The organism is uncultured Aggregatibacter sp., from assembly GCF_938046485.1.
GTDB lineage: Bacteria > Pseudomonadota > Gammaproteobacteria > Enterobacterales > Pasteurellaceae > Aggregatibacter.
Genome location: NZ_CALIWN010000021.1, coordinates 15,930 through 39,110, shown reverse-complemented (window position 1 = coordinate 39,110; position 23,181 = coordinate 15,930). Strand labels below are relative to the sequence as shown.

The window sequence follows — 23,181 nt, the reverse complement described above, 5'->3', positions numbered from 1 at the left end:
AAAGGGCGAAAAATAGAGAGATGATGAAAAGATAGACAGATGATGAAAAAACAATTGAAATATATTGCCCTCGTATTCGGGTTATTGAGCGGTTTCACCCACGCCAATCTTGGACTTCCAATTTCCGTTGGAAATACCGTCCAAGAGATGGATAAGTTGTTACGTAATCAATTAACGAACGACCAGTTGAGGGAATTGGCGCAACGCTTTTTACAAGCCGGCGATTTACGTACCGCATTTAATACCATGCATATTTTGGCGCTGAAAGATGATCGTCGTGCGCAGCTTGATCTCGGGCGGTTTTATTTCCGTGGTGATGGTGTGGCACAAGATTACGGTAAAGCCTATTGGTGGTTTAGTGAAGCGGCCGAAAAAGGTAGCGCCATGGCGTTAACAAATTTAGGGATTTTATATGCCGGCGGTTATGGTATTAAAAAAAATCTTCCGCATGCCATCTCTTTATTGGAAAAAGCCGCCTCAGCCAATGATTCCCATGCCATGTTAGTTTTAGGCATGTTGTATTACAACGAGGACAAGATTAAAAGCCTGAGCAAAGCTTTTCGGTGGTTAGAAAAAGGCGCGAAACGTGGCAATGAGGAAGCCATTTTCCGTTTAGCGTTAATGTATGAACGAGGCGAAGGCACAAAACGTAACCGACCGATGGCGATTTCTATTTATAAAGATTTAATCGCACAAAAAAGCCGTTTTTCTGAAGAAGCAAAAGAGCGTCTGGCGTTATTAGAAGGTTAAGTGGATACAATAAATGGATGAGATTCGATACATATACGAAAAATGGCATGAGTATGCGAAAGCGCGGGATGTTGAAGCGTTAATTGCGTTATACGCGGATCATGCGGTATTTGAAAGTCCTTTGGTTCCGGCTATCTTAGATAGGACAAATGGCGTACTGAATGGCAAGGATGACATCAAATTTTTCTTACAGGAAGGAACAAAGCGTCGTCCTAACGAATTGGTTAAATGGTTTCGACGTGGTGATTATCTCACAAATGGGCGTTTATTAGTTTGGGAATATCCAAGGCAAACGGATGAGGGTGAGCAAATTGATATTCTAGAATTGATGGAAATCGAAAACGGGCTCATTCAACAACATAGAATCTATTGGGGCTGGAAAGGATGTTTGCTGATTAGTCAGGGGTTAGCGAGATTGCAGCACGAGTGATTAACCTCGATGCACAATTCACGTAGCGTGCATCTTGATGCACGAAAATTACGCACGGAATGTTATTTAACCCTTTCGTATATTCACGATTTCGTGAACCGAAAAAAACACCGCACTTTGAGATAGAAAAGGGCGCCATGAGCGCCCCGTGTGTATTGAATTTTATTCCTGCGGTGTCACCACTTCAATTTCCACGTTGCTGTGCAAGCCGCGCGGTAACTGCGTCCCTTTGCGACCCCGTTCGGCGCGGAATTTCTGTAAATCTTCCGGTTTTAAGGTCACTTTACGTTTCCCGGAATGGAAGACCAGGCTGGAATTTTCCTCAATCAACAATAACCGCACCAGCAATTCAGAACGCGCTTTTGCGTTGGCGGATGGAATGGTGACGATTTTGTTGCCTTTGCCTTTGGACAGTTCCGGTAAATCTTGCACCGGGAAAATCAGCATTCGACCGGCGGAGGTAAGCGCCACCAAAAGTGCGGTCGGATTTTTCAGTGTTAATGGCGGTAACACTTTGGCATTTTCCGGTAAGGAAATAAGCGCTTTACCGGCTTTGTTACGAGCGACTAAATCGGCGAATTTACAAATAAAGCCATAGCCGGCATCTGATGCCATGAGCAACGGTTGATCTTCATTTTCAATGAGTAGCTGATCAACGGTTGCGCCTGCCGGCAGGGTAAGTTTACCGGTGAGCGGCTCGCCTTGGGAGCGGGCAGACGGCAGACTTAGCGGATCCAGTGCATAACTGCGCCCTGTGCTGTCGATAAACACCGCCGGTTGATTGCTTTTACCGTAGGCATGCGCCAAATATTTGTCGCCGGCTTTGTAGCTTAAGCCTTGCGGATCAATGTCATGCCCTTTCGCGCAACGCACCCAACCCATTTCCGATAAAATCACCGTCACCGGTTCTGTCGGCAGCATTTCGTTTTCTGCAATGGCTTTGGCTTCCGCTCGTTCAACTAACGGCGAACGACGAGGGCTGGCGTATGTTTTGGCATCTTGTTGAATTTCTTTTTTCAACAGCGTATTTAAACGACGTTCGGAGCCTAAAATCTCTTCCAAAGATGACCGCTCTTTTTCCAGTTCAGCTTGTTCCGCTTGCAACTGATGTTCTTCCAGTTTCGCCAAATGACGCAAACGCAAGTTCAGAATAGCTTCCGCTTGTTCATCACTTAAGTTGAAACGAGCCATTAATTCGGCTTTCGGTTCATCTTCGTGGCGGATGATCTCGATGACTTCATCAATATTTAAAAAAGCAATCATCAAACCTTGCAAGATATGCAGGCGGGCAAGCACTTTGTCTAAGCGATATTGCAAACGTCGGGTCACGGTGGTGCGACGGAAAGTCAGCCACTCAGTGAGGATTTCCAACAAATTTTTCACTGCTGGTTTGTAATCCAAACCAATCATGTTCATGTTGACACGATAGCTTTTTTCTAAATCGGTGGTGGCAAATAAATGCGCCATCATGGCATCGGTATCTACTCGATTCGAACGCGGCACGATCACAATGCGTACCGGATTTTCATGATCTGCTTCATCACGAATATCTTCTACCATCGGCAATTTTTTCGCGGTCATTTGCTCGGCAATTTGCGCAATCACTTTGGATGGCGAGGCTTGGTGCGGCAGGGCACTGATAATGATTTCCCCGTCTTCTTTCTTCCATGCGGCGCGCATTTTGATAGAGCCGCGACCTTGTTGATATATTTTGCAAATTTCTTCTTTCGGCGAAATGATTTCCGCCTCTGTCGGGAAATCCGGACCTTGTACCACAGTCAACAAATCATCCAAGGTCGTTTTCGGATTATCCAACAACATCACTGCAGCATCGGCGATTTCATTAATGTTGTGCGGAGGAATATCCGTTGCCATCCCTACCGCGATCCCTGTTGTGCCGTTGAGTAAAATATGTGGTAAACGTGCCGGCAAATATTGCGGTTCTTCTAAGGTGCCGTCAAAGTTCGGTTGGTAATCCACGGTGCCTTGACCGAGCTCCGCCAATAGAACTTCTGAAATTTTAGATAAACGGGATTCCGTATAACGCATTGCCGCGAAAGATTTCGGATCGTCCACCGCACCCCAGTTGCCTTGCCCGTCAACCAATGGGTAACGGTAAGAGAAGGGCTGCGCCATCAACACCATGGCTTCATAGCAAGCGCTATCACCGTGCGGGTGGAATTTACCCAACACATCCCCCACAGTACGGGCAGATTTTTTATATTTTGCCGCTGCATTCAGCCCAAGCTCGGACATGGCATAAATAATGCGTCGCTGTACCGGTTTCAAACCATCGCCGATAAACGGCAAGGCGCGATCCATGATGACGTACATGGAGTAGTTGAGGTACGCTCTTTCGGTGAAGTGGCGTAGTGGCATTTGTTCAATGCCTTCGTAGTTGATGGAGTCTGTTGTCATTTGATTTTCTTGTTTACTAAATTTTGTATTAATTTCTATCGGTTTTTGCCTGATGGGAAACCTATTTTTCTTTGGTTGTTTTTAATTATTTTGGAGATTGACCATATTGGTTTTCCTCAGATTCACCTTCTTGAAATAATAGTTTTAAGATTAATAAAATTTCATAAAGTAAGAAAGGTACTATGATGTAAAGCCAGTATTTTTCTAGCCATGGTATATTTAAAATATCTGTGCCAAATTTTAGTTTGATAAATAATCCAATAAAGGCAATTAAAATCATCCAGAATGGAAAGAGTAGATATAGAATCCAGTATTTAGATTTATTGAGATCTTGCAGTCTTCTCGCGGTGGTTGATAGCAATGGGATGATACTTAGAAGTAAATAAACGTAACTTGTTGTATGTAAAGTAAAAATATGTTGTTTAGTTACATAATCATCTTTAGTCGTTATATTAAAAATATCGAAATGCAATAAATCAGAATAAGAATATATATATTCTTTGATGAATTGTTCAGTAATTTGGAATCCGGCAGCCATAATGATAGTTAGAAGAATAAATGAACCCAGCTCTAACCGTCTAGCTCTTCCTTTATAATCAAATATTTTTTGCCAGCAAATTAAAAAATAAGAAATAATAGAATCCATATTTTGCTCCTAATTATACGGATAAATCCACTTGATCCCCTTTCGCTTGCAACCAATTTTTACGGTCTTCAGCGCGTTTTTTGGCCAGTAGCATATCCATAGTTTCCATTGTTTCTTGGCTTTCTTCGCCTTGCGCTTCAAAGGTGAGTTGCACTAAACGACGGGTATTCGGATCCATCGTGGTTTCGCGTAATTGCATTGGGTTCATTTCACCCAGTCCTTTAAAACGCTGTACGTTTGGCTTGCCTTTTTTTCCTTTGAGACGATCCAAAATAGCGTCTTTTTCGCTTTCATCTAGGGCATAGAAGACTTCTTTGCCTAAGTCGATTCGATAGAGCGGTGGCATCGCCACATACACATGGCCTTGTTCTACCAGTTTCGGGAAATGGCGTAGGAAGAGGGCGCAAAGTAGGGTGGCAATGTGTAAACCATCCGAATCCGCATCGGCGAGAATACAGACTTTCCCGTAGCGCAATTGGGATAAATCATCATTGTCGGGGTCAATACCGAGTGCCACGGCAATGTCATGCACTTCTTGTGAGGCTAACACTTGCTCCGGTGAGACTTCCCACGTGTTCAAGATTTTACCGCGCAATGGCAGAATCGCTTGGTATTCACGTTCCCGTGCTTGCTTGGCAGAACCGCCGGCAGAATCCCCTTCTACGAGGAATAATTCGGTTAAATTGAGATCTTGTGAGCTACAGTCGGCGAGTTTGCCCGGTAGCGCAGGGCCGCTCACCAGTTTTTTACGCACCACTTTCTTCGCTGCACGCAAACGGCGTTGGGCGGAACTGATCGCCATATCCGCCAATAATTCGGCAGTTTGAACGTTTTGATTGAGCCACAAACTGAAAGCATCTTTCACAACGCCGCCAATAAACACCGCACTTTGACGAGAGGAAAGGCGTTCTTTGGTTTGTCCGGCGAATTGTGGATCTTGCATTTTAAGGGACAGCACATAAGCACAACGATCCCATAAGTCGTCAGCGGTGAGTTTCACGCCGCGCGGCAATAAATTGCGGAATTCGCAGAACTCACGCATGGCATCCAATAACCCTTGACGCAAACCGTTGACGTGTGTGCCGCCAAGTGCGGTCGGAATCAGGTTTACATAGCTTTCGCCGATGAGTTCTCCACCTTCCGGCAACCATAATAACGCCCAAGACACCGCTTCTTTTTCGCCCTTAAATTCACCGATGAACGGTTGTTCCGGTAAGGTGATTAAACCGTTTACCGCTTCCATTAAATAGTCGTTCAAGCCGTCTTGATAAAGCCAAGTGTCTTCGGTGTCATTCACTTTATCGATAAATTTAATTTCAAGCCCCGAGCACAACACGGCTTTGGCGCGGAGTAAATGACGCAAACGGCTGACGGAGAATTTTTCGCTGTCGAAATACTTCGGATTCGGTTTGAAATGCACTGTAGTGCCGGTCGTGCGGCGACCGCAAGTGCCAATAATGGTGAGGTCTTCCACTTTTTTGCCATTTTCAAAGGCGATTTTATACACTTCGCCGTTACGTTTAACGGTGACATCAACCCGCTCGGATAAGGCGTTCACCACAGAAATTCCCACCCCATGCAAACCACCGGAGAAGGTGTAATTTTTATTGGAGAATTTACCGCCGGCGTGCAGTTTACTCAGAATGACTTCTACGCCGGATACTTTCTCCACCGGGTGAATATCCACCGGCATACCGCGTCCGTTATCGATCACTTCAATGGATTGATCTTTATGCAAAATCACTTCGATTTTTGTGGCAAAACCGGCAAGGGCTTCGTCCACGCTGTTGTCGATAACTTCTTGTGCGAGATGATTTGGGCGTGTGGTATCGGTGTACATGCCCGGGCGGAGTTGTACCGGTTCAAGGTCTTTTAAAACGGTGATTTCGTTGGCGGAATAATTCGTTGTCATAGTCATTTATTCATAAAATCTTGGAAGCAAAATTGCGCGAGATTATAGCAAAAAACAACGGGGTTTTTAACCGCACTTACCGGTTTTGTCGAAAGGAGGGAGAGGTAAGTGCGGTCGTATTAGCAGAACTTTGGATTATGATGACGGATCTTCGTCATGCTGATTTTTCAGCGTGGAGAAATAGTTGGCTAATATCGGGCCGGAAACATTGTGCCAAAAACTGAAAACGGCACTTGGCACTGCGGCAATCGGATTAAAGTGCGCGGTGGCTAAGGCAGCACCTAGACCGGAGTTTTGCATCCCCACTTCAATGGCAATCGCTTTGCTATCGTAGTTATTGAGTCGTAAGGCTTTGGCAGCGAGAAACCCAACGAGATAACCAAGGCAGTTGTGCAAGACAACAACACCGAAAATTAATAGACCGGAATCAATGATTTTGTCTTTGCTACCGGCGACGACGGCGGCAAGGATTAATACAATGGCAATCACTGAAACCAACGGCATGGTTTGACTGATTTGGGCCATTTGTTTTTTTAATAAGGCGCGAATGACTAAACCTAAGAAAATTGGGAAGAGCACCATTTTTAATACCGAGGCAAACATAGCGGAGGCATCAATATCAATCCATTGGCTGGCTAGTACATAGAAAATGACCGGCGTTAATAACGGTGCCAGCAAGGTGGAAATGGTGGTGCAAGCGACAGAAAGTGCAGTGTTGCCTTTCGCTAAATAGGTCATCACGTTGGAGGAGGTGCCGCCCGGGCAAGCGCCTACCAGAATCACACCGATGGCTAAATCCGTTGGGAGCGCAAAGACTTTTGCTAATGCAAACGCGATAGCCGGCATGATCACAAACTGTCCAACCACACCAACAATGACGGATTTCGGGTGCTTAACGACTTCGCTGAAATCGTTAAAGGTGAGCGTAATGCCCATACCAAACATGACAATGCCCAGTAAGTAAGGGATATATCCGCGGATTTCGAGGAAGGCTTCCGGTGAAACAAACGCGAGGAACGCAAAGAGTAGTACCCAAAGTGCAAAGGTTTTACTCACAAATTGGGTTAATTTGAGCAAATATGGCATAAATTTTCCTTAAATAAACATACCGAGTAGTAAAAAGAGGTTAAAAATAACAGAAATTTGACGGGGAATACAAAGGTTTTTCATGGATTTTTTAGAACGAAGTTAATCAATGCATAAAATAAATGCGCATTGCCTTGTGTCAAAAAAATAGCTCGGGAGAAACGAGCTATTTTCTATCTGATCTATCAGAGAAGTACGGTCGTTTTTTCGCTTATTTTTTCGGGACTTCTTCTTGGCAATACGGGCATTCCATTAAATGCTGTTCACCGTTATGCACAATAAAATGGCCCATTTTTTTAGCTTTGGTATCCAGATAAGCGGTGTTGTAACGATTTTCACCTACGTTTAGCGGTACGCGTTCCACGACATTAATACCGGCTTGTTTCATGGTGTCGATTTTTTCCGGATTATTGGTTAGCAAGCGAATTTTTTTTACGCCAAGTAAATCAAAAATATCGGCACACACGCTGAAATTTCGTTCATCAGCGGCAAACCCTAAAGCAAGATTGGCTTCGATTGTGTCCATGCCTTGATCTTGCAGGGAATACGCGCGGATTTTGTTAATTAGCCCAATGCCGCGTCCTTCTTCACGATGATAAATTAATACGCCTCGTCCTTCTTGATTAATTTGACGCAACGCGGCAGCCAGTTGGAAACCGCAATCGCATTTCAAACTGTGCAATGCATCGCCGGTTAAACATTCGGAATGAATGCGTGCCAATACAGGCTCATCACTGTTGCGAATATCGCCTAAAACGAGAGCAACGTGTTCTTTTTTAGTGTCCGGAAATTCAAAGCCCACGATTTTAAATAAACCGAATTCTGTCGGTAAATTGGCTTGGGCGACCAGTTCAATTTTTGCCATAACTTGTCCTTTTGTCCTGATTCTTTTTCTTTTAGTGAGTTCTGATGATAAAATGGCAGTCCGATTATCATTTATGGTTATAAATATGTTAAAAAGATTGTCATTATATACATTATTGCTTTGCCTTGTCCCTCTTTTTGTCTGGCTGTCCGCTTGGCAGTGGAATGGCAATATCGTCTTCGAGAGCTACGAACATCCTTTATATTGGTTAACGGAAAGCGGCAGTGTGCCTTACGCCATCATTACTTGCGGCGTCTTTGCGTTGCTATTTTTACCATTATTTTCCAATCGTAAACAATGGATTTTAGCTGTTGCTGTTATGGCTTTTTCCATGGTCATCACCCAAGGTGTGAAATCCGGCTTAAAAAATGCCTTTTCCGAACCGCGTCCTTTCGTGACGTATGTCACCGAACAAACCGGCAGCAGTGCCGATGCGTTTTATGCACAAGATCGTCAAGCACGAGCGCAAATTGTTGACCAATTCTATCAAACACAACGTAATGTGCCGGAATGGATCAAGGGGCATTATGCTGCAGAAGTCGGGTATTCTTTTCCTTCCGGTCATACCATTTTTGCTGCCAGTTGGCTCATGTTGGCGGTGGGCTTCATGCAATTAATCGGTAACAAAAGCCGCCGTGCAAAAGTATTGGTCGGTTTTATGAGCCTTTGGGCGATTTTTATGCTCATCAGCCGCTTACGTTTCGGTATGCATTACCCAATTGATTTGTTGATTTCTATTATGATTGCTTGGCTCATTCATTTAGGGATTTTTCAATTTTTGGCTAAGAAAAATTATTTTAAGCCGGTGGAGCACTAATTTTTAGCCAAAAGTGCGGTTGTTTTTTTAGGTATTTTTAAAGGAGCATCAAATGCTGTACGGATTAGATATCGGCGGAACCAAAATTGAATTGGCAGTGTTCAATTCTCAGTTGGAAAAACAATATTCCGAACGTGTGGAAACACCGAAAAGCAGTTATGAAGATTGGTTAAATACCATTGTTCATTTAGTGAAAAAAGCCGATGAAAAATTTGGCTGTAAAGGGTCGGTGGGATTAGGCATTCCGGGGTTTGTGAATCAATCCACCGGTATTGCGGAAATTACCAATATTCGCGTGGCGGACAATAAACCGATTTTGCGTGATTTATCCGCATTGTTAGAGCGTGAAGTGCGGGCTGAAAATGATGCAAACTGCTTTGCCTTATCGGAAGCATGGGATGCAGAAAATGCGCAGTATCCTTCTGTGTTAGGCCTAATCTTGGGAACCGGATTTGGTGGCGGTTTTGTGATTAACGGAAAAGTTTACTCAGGTCAAACCGGTATGGCAGGCGAATTAGGGCATTTACAACTGAACTACCACGCGTTAAAACTGCTCGGTTGGGATAAGGCACCGATTTATGATTGCGGTTGCGGCAATAAAGCTTGTTTGGATACTTATTTATCCGGCCGTGGTTTTGAAATGCTATACCGTGATTTGAAAGGCGAAGCGTTAGCGGCAAAAGAAATCATTCAACGTTTCTATGCCGGTGATAAAAGTGCGGTGGATTTTGTCGGCGTTTTTGTGGAGCTTGCGGCGATTTCTATCGGCAACATTATTACGGCTTTCGATCCGCATCTTGTGGTGCTTGGTGGGGGATTATCCAATTTCGATTATTTATACGAAGCGTTGCCAAAAGCGTTACCACCGCATTTGATGCGTAGCGCCAAAGTACCGGTGATTAAAAAAGCCAAATACGGTGATTCCGGCGGCGTACGTGGCGCGGCAGCGTTATTTTTATCGCGTTAATCTGTTAATCTCCTCGTTAAATAAAAAATAGCACCTAAAATGGTGCTATTTTTTTATCGGTTATTTGGCTTCCGTCAGAATTGTGTGCAACTTGTTCGTTACGATTTGGCGGAAGCGCTTGTTTATTTCGCCTATGTATTAACTAAGGCTTCCGGATCCACTTCGCCGGAGCGTTTAACCAACGCGAAGAACAACACAACACAAACAATCGTTGTCGCAAAGCCGAGGTAAACGGACAATTGATAGTCTAACCCGAAACCGATTTTGTTGTAATACAAATAGGTTGCACAGACAGTGGTAATAAACCATGCAGGGATAGATGCCACCCAGTGAAATTTATGATAGCGGTATAAATAAGCTGCCGCTGTCCATAACATCACCATTGCCGTCATTTGGTTTGCCCAAGTGAAGTAACGCCATAACACGCTGAAGTCAATGGTTGAAACAAAATAACCTAATACGAACAATGGCACGGCAATGAACAAACGTTTTGTCAATGAACGTTGATCAATTTTGAAAATTTCCGCTAATTGTAAACGCGCTGCACGGAATGCCGTATCACCGGAAGTAATTGGAAGTACAACGACACCTAACACTGCAAAGATACCACCAACGAAACCTAAGAAGTGTAATGAGCTGTCATATACTACTTTAGATGGTGAACCTGCGGCGATCGCATCTTGTAACGCTTGCGGGTTTTCATAGAATGCAAGACCCACCATACACCATACTAATGCAATAATACCTTCAGCAATCATCGCACCATAGAAAATGAAACGACCTTCTTTTTCATTTTCAGCACAACGTGCCATTAATGGCGTTTGTGTTGCGTGGAAACCGGATAATGCACCACAAGAAATGGTTAAGAACAATAATGGCCAAATCGGTACATCACCTTTCACTTGGAAGTTTTGTGTGAATTTCTCTAAGGTTAAACCTTGACCATCTGCATCAATCGTACGGAAGAATTCGATAGGATCTACTGCACTGAAATGGGCAGACACTAAACCGTACACCATACCCACGGACATGAAGAGCAATAACGCACCAAAGAGTGGGTAAATTCGACCGATAATTTTGTCAATAGGTAACAAGGTAGCAAGAATGTAGTAAGCGAAGATAATGGCAGTCCATACAGCAACGATGGTGGCTTTATCCATTCCCCAAACTGTCAAACCACCGGCTTCAACAGCCTTGTGAACCGCTTCGGCATCGCCTAATTGCAATGCGCCTTGAGATGCGCCCATGATGTCCATGGTGATCGTACCCATTAATTGTGCCGGGCTGGCAACGAAGACAACGCCAACTAATAAAAGAAGAACAAGGGCTAAAACGTTGATAAAAACTTTTACCGGACGGCCTAAGAATTTACCGGCTAAGTAAGGCATGGTTGCACCACCATGACGAATACTTAACATACCGCAGAAATAGTCATGCACGGCACCGGCAAAAATACATCCGATAACGATCCACAACATAGCGACAGGTCCGTATAACGCACCGAGAATCGGACCAAAGATCGGACCGGTACCGGCAATGTTTAATAATTGAATTAACCAAATTTTGGTTTTAGACATGGGCATATAGTCCACGCCGTCATTGACTTGGTAGGCAGGTGTTTGGCGCTTAGGATTAATGACAAAAATCTTTTCAATGATTTTGCCATAAACAAAGTAGCCTAAAAGCAGCATCAAAATACAGAAGAAAAACCATAACATATGAGAGTTCCTATATGAAGAACCGGTTACAACACAACAGGTTCAGATTGATATTTAAACGATTTACTCAAAAGTGAGTAAGGCGGCGCTATTGTAGGGTGGTGGGCGAATGATGTAAACAGACAGCAATCTATCGGCGGGAAATATCTTTTTGAAATGTGATGGCTGTCACGTTTTTTATTATAGCCAGCCAAAGTCTGGCTATAAAAACCATACGCTATGCGTATGGAGTCCTTCCTCGTAGCGTGCAACTTGTTGCACGAATAATTATTAACCTCGATGCGTAATTCACGATTTTGTGCGTAGCGTGCAACTTGTTGCACGAATAATTAACCTCGATGCGTAATTCGCGATTTCGTGCGTAGCGTGCATCTTGATGCACGAACAAACCACGTACGGAACGTAAAAAAACGACCGCACTTTGCGGTGGAAAGTGCGGTCGATTTTCGTCTTATTTTAAATCTTCGGCTAAGCAAGGCTGAATTTTATTCAACATTTCTTTTAACACGCGTGGTGCTGCGGCAACAATATGGCCGGCTTTTAAGTAACTATGACCGGCATTGTAGTCAGTCACGATACCGCCTGCCTCACGAACGATTAAATCGCCCGCAGCCACATCCCAGGCTTTAATGCCATATTCAAAATAGCCGTCAACACGACCGGCTGCCACATAGCAAAGATCTAACGCTGCAGAACCGGTACGACGAAAATCCGCCACCTCTTGAATAAGACTTTCCATCATGCGAAATTGCATTGGCATATATTTAGCTTGTTTAAACGGAAAACCTGTGGCAAGTACAGCGCCGGATAAATCACGCTTATTTTCCACGCGTAAACGCAGGTCATTTAATTTTGCGCCTTCACCGCGTACGGCAGTGAATAATTCATTACGGATAGGATCGTAAACCACGCCAACTTCGGTGCGGCCTTTAACACGAATAGCAATAGAAACGGAGAAATGAGGCAAACCTTTTACAAAGTTTGTGGTGCCATCCAGCGGATCAATCACCCATTGAACATCGTTATCACTGCCTTCTAATGCACCGCTTTCTTCAGTGATGATGGTGTGGTTAGGGTAAGATTTTTTGATGACCTCAATAATCGCTTCTTCCGAAGCTTTATCGACATTAGTCACATAATCGTTTTTACCTTTTTCCATCGTGATAATGTCGTCACGACGCTCATAATTTTTTGCAATAATATTGCCTGCTTTTCGTGCTGCACGAATCGCGATATTTAACATAGGATTCATAGATTCCACCGGATTTTAAAGAACAATTTAGGTGCGAAATTATAAGAGATTTAAAAGAAAATAGCTATCAGAAAAATTTTTAGAATTGTTGACTAAAAACAAGGGGTATTTATGGTAGAATACGCCCCGCTATTGAATAAGATAAAAATGATCATGTTGGAAAATATTCGAATTGTTTTAATTGAAACCTCGCACAGTGGCAATATCGGCTCTGCAGCGCGGGCAATGAAAACAATGGGATTAACCGATTTGGTGTTGGTGGCACCGAAACAAGGCATAGACGATCAAGCGATTGCGCTGGCTGCCGGTGCGGAAGATGTCGTGAAAAGTGCGGTTGTCGTCAACACTTTTTCCGAAGCGGTTGCCGATTGTTCTTTAGTGATTGGTACCAGCGCAAGATTGCGTCATTTGCAAAACTCGCTCATTGAGCCGCGCGAATGTGGTGAAAAAGCCATTTACCATGCAATAAACGGAAAAGTTGCGATTGTCTTTGGGCGTGAACGTGTGGGGTTGACCAATGAAGAATTGCTCAAATGCCACTATCACGTCACTATCCCTGCCAATCCTGATTATGCGTCGCTTAATCTTGCTATGGCAGTGCAATTGATCAGTTATGAAATACGCATGGCTTATTTAGCCACCACGACAGAAACGAAAGCCACATCCGTCAATGCCGATATTTATCCATCGATGCAGGAGCTGGAATATTTTTATCATCATACGGAACAGCTTTATCAATCCCTTGGCTTTATTCAAAATCAAGGGGTTATGCAAAAACTCCGTCGTTTATACGGTCGTGCCGAGTTGGAAAAAACAGAGCTCAATATTCTGCTCGGAATGCTAAGTGCGGTGAGAAAAAAGCTTAAATCGTAAAAGAATAATAGTTGACTGTAGAAGTCAACAATGTAAGATTTCTTTGTTTAGTTTATTATTTAGGAACATAAAAGATGAAATTAACCTCAAAAGGTCGTTATGCAGTCACCGCAATTCTCGATATTGCCATTCATGCCAATGATGGGCCCGTAAGTTTATCTGATATTTCCGAGCGCCAAAACATTTCTCTTTCTTACTTAGAACAATTATTCGCTAAGCTACGTCGCAATCATTTAGTTAAAAGCGTACGCGGCCCGGGCGGTGGTTATAAATTGGGTTATGCGCCTGATGAAATTTCCATCGGCATGATCATCGCTGCTGTTAATGAAAATATCGATACCACCAAATGCCTAGGGAAAGGTAATTGCCAAAATGGAAGCGAATGTCTCACACACAAATTATGGGACAAACTTAGCCAACGCATTGCCGATTTTCTCAATGAAATTACTTTGGCGGAATTGGTGTCTCAACATAAAGAGAAACAAAATGTTCGTCATCATAAACACGAGGATTTTGAAAATCTACTCGTGATTACAAATACCCCACAACATAGCTAGAAGTGCGGTTTAAAATAAAACTATTTAGGAGTGAATAATGAAATTACCTATTTATTTGGATTATGCGGCGACTTGTCCGGTGGACGAACGCGTCGCGAAAAAAATGATGGAATACCTAACCATCGATGGCGTTTTCGGCAACCCGGCATCGCGTTCCCATAAATTTGGCTGGCAAGCAGAAGAAGCCGTTGATATTGCGCGTAATCAAATTGCTGATCTCATTGGTGCGGATTCCCGTGAAATTGTGTTCACTTCCGGTGCAACAGAATCAGACAACTTGGCAATCAAAGGTGCAGCGCATTTTTATCAAACCAAAGGCAAGCACATTATCACTTGCAAAACCGAGCACAAAGCAGTGTTGGATACGTGCCGCCAATTAGAACGTGAAGGATTTGAAGTCACCTATTTGGATCCGGAATCTGACGGCTTAATCGATTTAGAAAAATTCAAAGCAGCACTTCGTCCAGATACGATTTTAGTTTCTATCATGCACGTGAATAACGAAATCGGTGTGATTCAAGATATTCAAGCTATCGGTGAATTATGCCGCGCCAACAAAACCATTTTCCATGTGGACGCGACTCAAAGTGTAGGCAAAGTGGAGATCAACCTTGCCGAATTACCAGTGGATTTAATGTCGATGTCCAGCCATAAATTATACGGACCAAAAGGCATCGGTGCATTGTACGTTCGCCGCAAACCACGCATTCGCTTAGAAGCGATTATTCACGGTGGTGGCCATGAGCGCGGTATGCGTTCCGGCACATTACCTGTCCACCAAATTGTGGGTATGGGTGAAGCCTATCGCATCGCAAAAGAAGAAATGGCAACAGAAATTCCACGCATTAAAGCCCTTCGTGATCGTTTATACAACGGTTTAAAAGACATCGAAGAAACCTACGTTAACGGATCCATGGAACACCGTGTTGCCAACAACCTCAACATCAGTTTCAATTATGTGGAAGGTGAGTCTTTAATGATGGCATTACGCGACATCGCGGTATCTTCCGGCTCCGCTTGTACTTCAGCAAGCCTTGAACCGTCTTATGTGTTACGTGCGTTAGGGCGCAATGATGAATTGGCGCACAGCTCGATTCGTTTCACCTTAGGCCGCTTCACCACGGAAGAAGAAATCGACTACACCATCAGCCTAATGAAAGGTGCGGTAGAAAAATTACGCGCATTGTCTCCGCTTTGGGACATGTTCAAAGAAGGCATCGACTTAAACACCATTGAGTGGGCTGCCCACTAATTTGACGGGCGGTGAAAATCGCCCAATAAATACATTATTTTAGGAAAGGAACAAAAAATGGCATACAGCGAAAAAGTGATCGATCATTACGAAAATCCACGTAACGTGGGTTCTATGGACAAAAAAGACAGCGCCGTCGGCACCGGTATGGTCGGCGCACCGGCGTGCGGCGACGTGATGCAATTACAAATCCGTGTGAACGATGAAGGCATTATTGAAGACGCCAAATTCAAAACCTACGGCTGTGGCTCCGCCATTGCCTCCAGCTCTTTAATCACTGAATGGGTGAAAGGTAAATCCTTAGAAGAAGCAGGCGCGATCAAAAACAGCCAAATTGCTGAAGAACTCGAATTACCACCGGTGAAAGTGCACTGCTCCATTTTGGCAGAAGATGCCATCAAAGCGGCGATTGCTGATTACAAAGCAAAAAAAGGCTCTTAAGACAATAAAAGTGCGGTCAGTTTTCAACGCATTTTTTAAATGCTGAGAAAACGAACCGCACTTTGTCTTTTCCTTAATCAGGAAAGACGATAATGACGAATAGAGTATTTTGATATCCTGAGTGTTACTTCCGTCTACTTATAACACCGCGCCCCCATTAAGTAGCATTTGATTTTGGAGAAATAAAATATGTCAGTCACATTAACCGAAAGCGCAGCAAATCGCGCCAGAACATTTTTAGAAAAACGCGGGAAAGGGATTGGTTTACGTTTGGGGATCAAAACCTCCGGCTGCTCCGGCTTGTCTTATATGCTGGAATTCGTGGATACATTAAACGAAGACGATCAGGTATTTGAGCAACACGGCGTAAAAGTGATCGTGGACACCAAAAGTCTCGTGTATTTAGATGGCACCCAATTAGACTTTGTCAAAGAAGGCCTAAATGAAGGCTTCAAATTTACCAACCCGAACGTCAAAGACGAATGCGGTTGCGGTGAAAGTTTTAACGTGTAATTGAGACGATGATGAATAATCCTTTTGCTTTATTTGATTTGCCCGTAGCTTTTCAGGTGGACAGCGCGTTATTAAATGAGCGTTATTTAGCCCTACAGAAGTCACTTCATCCGGATAATTTTTCTGCAGCCTCTGCACAAGAACAACGTCTTGCGATACAAAAATCAGCGGAAATTAATGATGCGCTGCGCATTTTAAAAGATCCCATTGCACGCGCCGACAGCATCATTGCCCTCAATACCGGCGAACAAGAAAACCCGGAAGAAAAAAGCAACAAAGACATTGGTTTTCTGATGCAGCAAATGGAATGGCGTGAAACCCTAGAAAATATTGAAAACCGTAAAGACACGGATGAATTAACCGCATTTGCCCAAGAAATTAACCAAATCCGTCATGCCATTTTAAGCGAATTATCCACCGCACTTGATGCACAACAATGGGATATCGCACGGGCAATCACAGACAAATTACGTTTTATCAAAAAACTTCAAACAGAAATTGAGCGAGTTGAAGAGACTCTTTTAGATTTTTAATGTAAAGCATATCGAGAAACAACATGGCGTTACTTCAAATTGCAGAGCCGGGACAAAGTGCCGCACCCCATCAACAAAAACTTGCCGTGGGTATCGATCTCGGTACCACCAACTCCCTAATTGCCACCGTACGCAACGGCCACAGCGACATTTTATTAGACGAACAAAATCGTCCGTTATTGCCTTCTGTTGTGCATTTTGGCAAAGATGAAAAAGTGATTGTTGGTTACGAAGCCGCCGAACTTGCGGCGCAGGATCCGCAAAACACCGTGATTTCCGTCAAACGTTTAATCGGTCGCAGTCTTGCGGATATTCAACAACGTTATCCGAATTTGCCTTATCAATTTGTCGCTAGTGAAAACGGTTTGCCTTTATTAGCCACACGTCAGGGTGTACGTAGTCCGATTGAAATTTCCGCAGAAATACTGAAAAAACTGACCGCACTTGGTGAGCAACGCTTAGGCGGTGACCTTGTAGGTGCAGTGATCACCGTGCCGGCTTATTTTGATGATGCACAACGCCAAAGTACCAAAGACGCCGCAAAATTAGCGGGACTTAATGTGCTACGTTTATTAAACGAACCGACTGCGGCTGCCATTGCGTACGGCTTGGATAGCGAACAAGAAGGCGTGATTGCCGTGTATGATTTAGGCGGCGGCACCTTTGATATTTCCATTTTGCGCCTCTCCCGTGGCGTGTTTGAAGTGTTGGCGACCGGTGGCGACACGGCGCTAGGTGGTGATGATTTTGATTTGGTCTTAGCCGATTGGATTATCGAACAATCTGCCGTAAAACCGGAAAATGACAGCCAATATCGTGAACTGATCGAATTAGCCAATCACGTTAAAGTGAAATTAACTAACGTAACGGAAACTAAAATTCAGTATCGTAATTGGCTTGGCAACATCAGCCGAGAGCAGTTTAACGAACTGATTCAACCGTTAGTTAAACGTTCTCTACTTGCTTGTCGCCGTGCCTTAAAAGATGCCGGCGTGGAAGTGGAAGACGTGAATGAAGTGGTGATGGTAGGCGGTTCTACCCGCGTGCCTTATGTGCGCGAACAAGTGGGAGAATTTTTCCAAAAACAACCACTGACCTCTATCGATCCCGATAAAGTGGTCGCCCTTGGCGCGGCGATTCAAGCGGATATTCTCGCCGGCAATAAACCGGATTCCGAGCTATTGTTATTGGACGTTATTCCGCTTTCCCTTGGCATCGAAACCATGGGCGGTTTAGTGGAAAAAATCATTCCACGCAACACCACTATTCCCGTGGCGCGTGCGCAAGAATTCACCACCTTCAAAGATGGGCAAACCGCAATGTCGGTGCATATCGTACAAGGTGAACGGGAACTAGTTAACGATTGCCGTTCTCTTGCACGCTTCACGTTGCGCGGCATTCCTCCGATGGCGGCGGGCGCAGCACATATTCGCGTCACCTACCAAGTGGATGCCGATGGATTACTCAGCGTCACCGCCATGGAAAAAACCACTGGCGTGCAATCCTCGATTCAGGTGAAGCCGTCTTACGGTTTAACAGATGATGAAATTGCCAACATGCTGAAAGCCTCCATGGAAAATGCCAAAGAGGATATTCAAGCGCGTTTATTGGCAGAACAACGCGTAGAGGCGGAACGTGTACTGGAAAGTGTGCGCTCGGCTCTGGCACAGGATTATGATTTATTAGATGACGACGAATTAAGTGCGGTCAAAAACGCGATTATTTCGTTGGAACAATTAAAACAGCAGGATGATTCCCTTGCTATCAAACAAGGTATCAAAGCGCTGGATTTAGCAACGCAGGAATTTGCGGCGCGTCGTATGGATAAATCCATTCGTACCGCGCTAGCAGGTCACTCCGTTGATGATATTGTAGGAAAGTAAGGATGTTCAAATGCCAAAAGTGATTTTTTTACCCAATGAAGAATTTTGCCCGGAAGGCATGGTAGTTGATGCCGCTGCCGGTGACAATTTGCTTGAAGTGGCCCACAACGCCGGCGTAGAAATTCACCACGCTTGCGATGGCTCTTGCGCTTGCACCACATGCCATGTGGTGGTGCGTGAAGGAGGCGATTCTTTAAATGAACCAAGCGATCAAGAAGAAGATATGTTAGATAAAGCCTGGGGCTTAGAAATGGATAGCCGCTTGTCTTGCCAATGTATTGTTGGGGGTGAAGACTTAGTGGTCGAAATTCCCAAATACAACATTAACCATGCAAACGAGGCGGCGCACTAATGAAATGGACGGACGCTCAACTCATTGCCGAAGCATTGTATGACAACAATCCGGAGCTGGATCCGAAAACCGTGCGTTTTACCGATTTGCACCGCTGGATTTGTGAGTTAGACGATTTTGACGATGATCCGCAAAAATCAAACGAAGGGATTTTAGAAGCTATTTTGCTGAAGTGGTTAGAAGAGTACGAGTAGAAATTCTCTCAGAAAAACAACCGCACTTTAATCGCAAACTTTAACCGTAGGGGACAGGCTTTATGCCTGTCCTATTCGTATCATCAGATTGTCGGACAGACATCAAGTCTGTCCCTACAATGTGGAATGATGCTTACTTCACCTGCATTCCCGCTTTCACGCCTGCATCAGCAGACAACAGGAATAAATCCGCGCCGCCGGTGCCCGCACTTAAAATCATGCCTTCGGACACACCAAATTTCATTTTGCGTGGTGCAAGGTTTGCCACCATAATCACAAAGCGTCCTTCCAGCTCTTCCGGTTTATCATAAGCGGCTTTAATACCGGAAAAAACTTGGCGTTTATGATCACCCAAATCCAGTTCAAAACGCAATAATTTATTAGATTCCGGCACTGCTTCGCATTTCAATACTTTCGCCACGCGCATATCTAACTTAGCAAAATCATCAATCGTGATCGTCTCTGCAATTGGTTCGATAGCTCCCGCAGATTCATTGGCATTTTTGACCGCACTTTTTGCAGCAGGCGCGGCATTCACTTGCGCATTTTCCGCTTTAGATGCCTCAATCATTGCTTCAATTTGTTTACCATCCAAGCGAGAGAACAAGGCTTTAAACGGTGCAATTTTGTGATTTAATAAAGGCTGCGCTAAATTTGCCCAGGTTAATTCTGCTTGCAAGAAGGCCTCTGCACGTTCCGCAAGTTTCGGCAACACTGGTTTCAAATAGCCCATCAGCACGCGGAATAATTGAAGACCCATGGAACACACCGCTTGCAACTCCGCGTCTTTGCCCTCTTCTTTCGCAATCACCCAAGGGGCTTTATCGTCAATATATTTATTGGCTTTATCGGTTAATGCCATGATTTCACGAATGGCTTTGCCGAATTCGCGATTTTCATAATAAGCGGCGATTTGCTCTGATTGTGCAATAAACTCATTAAATAAAGCCTGATCATCTAATGCTGCCGCCAGCTTACCGTCAAAACGTTTTTGGATAAAACCGGCGTTGCGGGAAGCCAAATTCACCAGTTTATTCACCAAATCCGTATTCACACGCTGAACAAAATCTTCCAAGTTCAAATCCAAATCGTCAATGCGATTACTTAATTTAGCTGCGTAGTAATAACGTAAACATTCCGGATCCAAATGTTTCAAATAGGTTGCTGCTTGAATAAATGTACCGCGGGATTTTGACATTTTCTCACCGTTCACCGTCACATAGCCGTGCACAAAAATATTGCTCGGTTTACGGAAACCGGCACCTTCTAACATGGCAGGCCAGAATAGACTGTGGAAATACATGATGTCTTTGCCGATGAAGTGATAAAGCTCTGCATCACTGTCTTTGCGCCAGAAACTGTCGAAATCAATATGATTTTCGCGTTTGCACAGATTTTTGAAAGACGCCATGTAACCGATAGGCGCATCCAACCAAACGTAGAAATATTTGCCTTCCGTATTCGGAATTTGGAAACCAAAATAGGGTGCATCACGGGAAATATCCCATTGCTGAAGCCCCGCTTCAAACCACTCCTGCATTTTATTCACCACTTCCGGCTGCAAAGATCCGGAGCCCAACCAGTTTTTCAACATAGCTTCAAAACTTGGCAAATCAAAGAAGAAGTGTTCGGAATCTTTCATGACCGGCGTTGCGCCTGACACCACAGAGCGCGGGTTAATGAGCTCTGTCGGGCTATAGGTTGCCGCGCACACTTCGCAGTTGTCACCATATTGATCCGGCGATTTACATTTCGGGCAGGTACCTTTCACAAAACGATCGGGTAAGAACATGCCTTTTTCCGGATCATAGAGTTGGGAAATGGTGCGACTTTTAATAAAACCGTTTTCTTTTAAACGGTTGTAAATAAATTCTGAAAACTCGCGATTTTCTTCGCTATGGGTGGAATGGTAGTTATCAAAGCTGATGTTAAAACCGGCAAAATCCGCCATATGTTTGTGGCGTACATCGTCAATGAGTTGCTCCGGCGTAATGCCCATTTGGTCGGCTTTTAGCATGATTGGTGTGCCGTGTGCGTCATCGGCGCATACAAAATAAATTTCATTGCCACGCATCCGTTGAAAACGCACCCAAATGTCTGCCTGAATATGTTCCAACATATGACCTAAATGAATAGGGCCATTGGCATACGGCAAGGCACAAGTGACTAAAATTTTACGCTTGGAATTCGACATAATATTGACCTTCAAAATCCTTAAAAATACAGAAAAAAATTGGCGTTTATGTTACCTTATTGAGGGTATTTTTTCTAGTTTAATCACAGTTTACGCATTTTTAACTTAACAGATAAAGGCGTGCATGATTAAATAGCGCCCGACGAATTTATGACATAAAAAAGGAAGCATTATGGCGACATTATTTTCCGACAATTTAACGGAACAGCAAAAGGAACAGATTGTTCAGCTATTTAAACACTTTCAACATGCTACTCTGCAAAAAGATCTTGTTTCACTCAACGCGCTGAAAAAAGTCGAAAAAGGCGGAAACACTTTACGCGTGGAATTGTCCATGCCTTTTGCCTGGAACACCGCATTTACCGAATTAAAAGATGCGTTAACCGCACCATTAAAAGCCGCGGCAGAAGTAGAAAATGTCAAATGGCAGCTTAACTATCAAATTGCCACTCTTAAACGCGCCAACAACCATCCTGCGGTGAAAGGCGTTAAAAATATTATTGCGGTGAGCTCCGGTAAAGGCGGCGTGGGTAAATCTACCGTTTCTGTGAACCTTGCCATTGCATTACAACAACAAGGTGCGCGCGTAGGGATTTTAGATGCGGATATTTACGGTCCTTCCATTCCACACATGCTCGGTGCACCGCATCAACGCCCAACCTCACCGGATAACCAACACATCACCCCGATCGAAGCGCACGGCTTGTATGCTAACTCCATTGGTTTCTTAATGGACGAAGACAACGCCACTATTTGGCGCGGTCCAATGGCAAGTAGCGCATTAAGCCAACTCTTGCAAGAAACCCTATGGCCTGACTTGGATTATCTTGTGATCGACATGCCTCCGGGCACCGGTGACATTCAACTTACCCTATCCCAACAAATTCCGGTGACAGGTGCGGTGGTTGTCACAACCCCACAAGACATCGCCCTATTGGATGCCGTAAAAGGGATTTCCATGTTTGAGCGCGTTTCCGTGCCGGTATTAGGTATTGTGGAAAACATGTCCATGCACATTTGCAGCAACTGCGGTCACCAAGAAGCCATTTTCGGTACCGGTGGTGCAGAGCGCATTGCAGATAAATACAACATCAAAGTATTAGGTCAACAACCGTTACACATTCGCCTGCGTCAAGATTTGGATCGCGGCGAACCGACAGTTATCGCTGCGCCTGAAGACGACATTGCCAAATCCTTCATGCAATTGGCCGAAAAAGTGGCAAGCGAACTTTACTGGCAAGGATCGGTGATTCCGAGCGAAATTATGTTCCGCGAAGTCAAGTAACCACGTTGCATTAAATTACCTTACCTAAAAGCAAAGTGCGGTGAAAAATCTCAGTATTTTTCGCCGTATTTTTATCTCAACCATGCCATACCGTCTCCCTTTGATACCGAGAAAGAACGTCATAAGCCACGTATTTTTTCTCTACAATTTTCCAAAATACCGCTAAAATTACCCACTATGGCTTTGCCACCGTTGCTCAAGCCAACGCGCAAGATCCATTGGATTTTTTGACCGCACTTTTTG

At 44.2% G+C, this 23,181-nt stretch carries 22 protein-coding genes; 14 read left to right on the top strand and 8 right to left on the bottom strand.

Going from position 1 to position 23,181, the window contains the following annotated elements:
- The first annotated feature begins 39 nt into the window (after positions 1–39).
- Positions 40–750: a tetratricopeptide repeat protein gene (locus Q0203_RS02530; RefSeq protein WP_297929276.1), complete on the top strand. Its 711-nt coding sequence runs from the start codon at positions 40–42 to the stop codon at positions 748–750.
- Positions 751–763: 13 nt separating this feature from the next.
- Positions 764–1,180, top strand: a complete 417-nt coding sequence (locus Q0203_RS02525; protein ID WP_021617006.1) for a nuclear transport factor 2 family protein — start codon at positions 764–766, stop codon at positions 1,178–1,180.
- Between the two features lie 162 nt (positions 1,181–1,342).
- On the opposite strand, the gene parC is transcribed toward Q0203_RS02525, so the two are convergent.
- The 5 genes from parC to ribA all read right to left on the bottom strand — a co-directional run bounded on the left by parC (position 1,343) and on the right by ribA (position 8,107).
- Positions 1,343–3,598 carry a DNA topoisomerase IV subunit A gene (parC, locus tag Q0203_RS02520; protein ID WP_297929274.1) on the bottom strand — a complete coding sequence of 752 codons (2,256 nt, stop codon included), beginning with the start codon at positions 3,596–3,598 and terminating at the stop codon, positions 1,343–1,345.
- A gap of 85 nt (positions 3,599–3,683) precedes the next feature.
- Positions 3,684–4,244, bottom strand: coding sequence for a DUF805 domain-containing protein (locus Q0203_RS02515; RefSeq protein ID WP_297929272.1), 561 nt, complete (start codon positions 4,242–4,244; stop codon positions 3,684–3,686).
- 13 nt (positions 4,245–4,257) lie between these two features.
- Positions 4,258–6,156, bottom strand: coding sequence for a DNA topoisomerase IV subunit B (gene parE / locus Q0203_RS02510; RefSeq protein ID WP_297929270.1), 1,899 nt, complete (start codon positions 6,154–6,156; stop codon positions 4,258–4,260).
- Positions 6,157–6,291: 135 nt separating this feature from the next.
- Positions 6,292–7,242: a bile acid:sodium symporter family protein gene (locus Q0203_RS02505; protein WP_297929268.1), complete on the bottom strand. Its 951-nt coding sequence runs from the start codon at positions 7,240–7,242 to the stop codon at positions 6,292–6,294.
- Positions 7,243–7,453: 211 nt separating this feature from the next.
- On the bottom strand, positions 7,454–8,107 hold the full coding sequence (gene ribA / locus Q0203_RS02500) for a GTP cyclohydrolase II (RefSeq protein ID WP_295976339.1): 654 nt from the start codon (positions 8,105–8,107) through the stop codon (positions 7,454–7,456).
- A 73-nt stretch (positions 8,108–8,180) separates the two neighbouring features.
- On the opposite strand from ribA, the gene Q0203_RS02495 reads away from it, so the two are divergent.
- A complete protein-coding gene (locus Q0203_RS02495; protein ID WP_297929356.1) occupies positions 8,181–8,924 on the top strand; it encodes a phosphatase PAP2 family protein in 744 nt (247 codons plus the stop codon).
- A gap of 52 nt (positions 8,925–8,976) precedes the next feature.
- The gene (gene nagK / locus Q0203_RS02490; protein WP_297929266.1) at positions 8,977–9,891 is read left to right on the top strand and encodes an N-acetylglucosamine kinase; all 915 of its coding nucleotides are present in this window, start codon (positions 8,977–8,979) and stop codon (positions 9,889–9,891) included.
- Between the two features lie 131 nt (positions 9,892–10,022).
- On the opposite strand, the gene Q0203_RS02485 is transcribed toward nagK, so the two are convergent.
- Positions 10,023–11,609: a carbon starvation protein A gene (locus Q0203_RS02485; RefSeq protein ID WP_297929264.1), complete on the bottom strand. Its 1,587-nt coding sequence runs from the start codon at positions 11,607–11,609 to the stop codon at positions 10,023–10,025.
- A 451-nt stretch (positions 11,610–12,060) separates the two neighbouring features.
- Positions 12,061–12,861 (bottom strand): inositol-1-monophosphatase, encoded by an 801-nt coding sequence (gene suhB / locus Q0203_RS02480; RefSeq protein WP_297929262.1) that lies wholly within the window; start codon positions 12,859–12,861, stop codon positions 12,061–12,063.
- Between the two features lie 153 nt (positions 12,862–13,014).
- Here suhB and trmJ point away from each other — a divergent pair, with 153 nt between their 5' ends.
- The 9 genes from trmJ to iscX all read left to right on the top strand — a co-directional run bounded on the left by trmJ (position 13,015) and on the right by iscX (position 19,459).
- Positions 13,015–13,734 (top strand): tRNA (cytosine(32)/uridine(32)-2'-O)-methyltransferase TrmJ, encoded by a 720-nt coding sequence (gene trmJ, locus Q0203_RS02475; protein ID WP_297929354.1) that lies wholly within the window; start codon positions 13,015–13,017, stop codon positions 13,732–13,734.
- 74 nt (positions 13,735–13,808) lie between these two features.
- Complete coding sequence (gene iscR, locus Q0203_RS02470) at positions 13,809–14,291, top strand: Fe-S cluster assembly transcriptional regulator IscR (protein ID WP_021616850.1); 483 nt, start codon at positions 13,809–13,811, stop codon at positions 14,289–14,291.
- 37 nt (positions 14,292–14,328) lie between these two features.
- The gene (locus Q0203_RS02465) at positions 14,329–15,543 is read left to right on the top strand and encodes an IscS subfamily cysteine desulfurase (protein ID WP_297929260.1); all 1,215 of its coding nucleotides are present in this window, start codon (positions 14,329–14,331) and stop codon (positions 15,541–15,543) included.
- Between the two features lie 57 nt (positions 15,544–15,600).
- A complete protein-coding gene (gene iscU, locus Q0203_RS02460) occupies positions 15,601–15,984 on the top strand; it encodes a Fe-S cluster assembly scaffold IscU (RefSeq protein ID WP_021616852.1) in 384 nt (127 codons plus the stop codon).
- A gap of 189 nt (positions 15,985–16,173) precedes the next feature.
- A complete protein-coding gene (gene iscA / locus Q0203_RS02455; RefSeq protein ID WP_021616853.1) occupies positions 16,174–16,497 on the top strand; it encodes an iron-sulfur cluster assembly protein IscA in 324 nt (107 codons plus the stop codon).
- Positions 16,498–16,508: 11 nt separating this feature from the next.
- Positions 16,509–17,030 (top strand): Fe-S protein assembly co-chaperone HscB, encoded by a 522-nt coding sequence (gene hscB / locus Q0203_RS02450; RefSeq protein WP_297929257.1) that lies wholly within the window; start codon positions 16,509–16,511, stop codon positions 17,028–17,030.
- A 23-nt stretch (positions 17,031–17,053) separates the two neighbouring features.
- Complete coding sequence (gene hscA, locus Q0203_RS02445; protein WP_297929255.1) at positions 17,054–18,913, top strand: Fe-S protein assembly chaperone HscA; 1,860 nt, start codon at positions 17,054–17,056, stop codon at positions 18,911–18,913.
- 10 nt (positions 18,914–18,923) lie between these two features.
- The gene (fdx, locus tag Q0203_RS02440) at positions 18,924–19,265 is read left to right on the top strand and encodes an ISC system 2Fe-2S type ferredoxin (RefSeq protein WP_297929253.1); all 342 of its coding nucleotides are present in this window, start codon (positions 18,924–18,926) and stop codon (positions 19,263–19,265) included.
- Positions 19,265–19,459 (top strand): Fe-S cluster assembly protein IscX, encoded by a 195-nt coding sequence (iscX, locus tag Q0203_RS02435; RefSeq protein ID WP_109063603.1) that lies wholly within the window; start codon positions 19,265–19,267, stop codon positions 19,457–19,459. Before fdx ends, iscX begins: the two co-directional genes overlap by 1 nt.
- Before the next feature lie 133 nt (positions 19,460–19,592).
- On the opposite strand, the gene metG is transcribed toward iscX, so the two are convergent.
- The gene (metG, locus tag Q0203_RS02430; RefSeq protein ID WP_297929250.1) at positions 19,593–21,653 is read right to left on the bottom strand and encodes a methionine--tRNA ligase; all 2,061 of its coding nucleotides are present in this window, start codon (positions 21,651–21,653) and stop codon (positions 19,593–19,595) included.
- A 172-nt stretch (positions 21,654–21,825) separates the two neighbouring features.
- Between metG and apbC the strand changes: the two genes are divergently transcribed.
- The gene (gene apbC / locus Q0203_RS02425) at positions 21,826–22,938 is read left to right on the top strand and encodes an iron-sulfur cluster carrier protein ApbC (RefSeq protein WP_297929248.1); all 1,113 of its coding nucleotides are present in this window, start codon (positions 21,826–21,828) and stop codon (positions 22,936–22,938) included.
- The last annotated feature ends 243 nt before the right edge of the window (positions 22,939–23,181 follow it).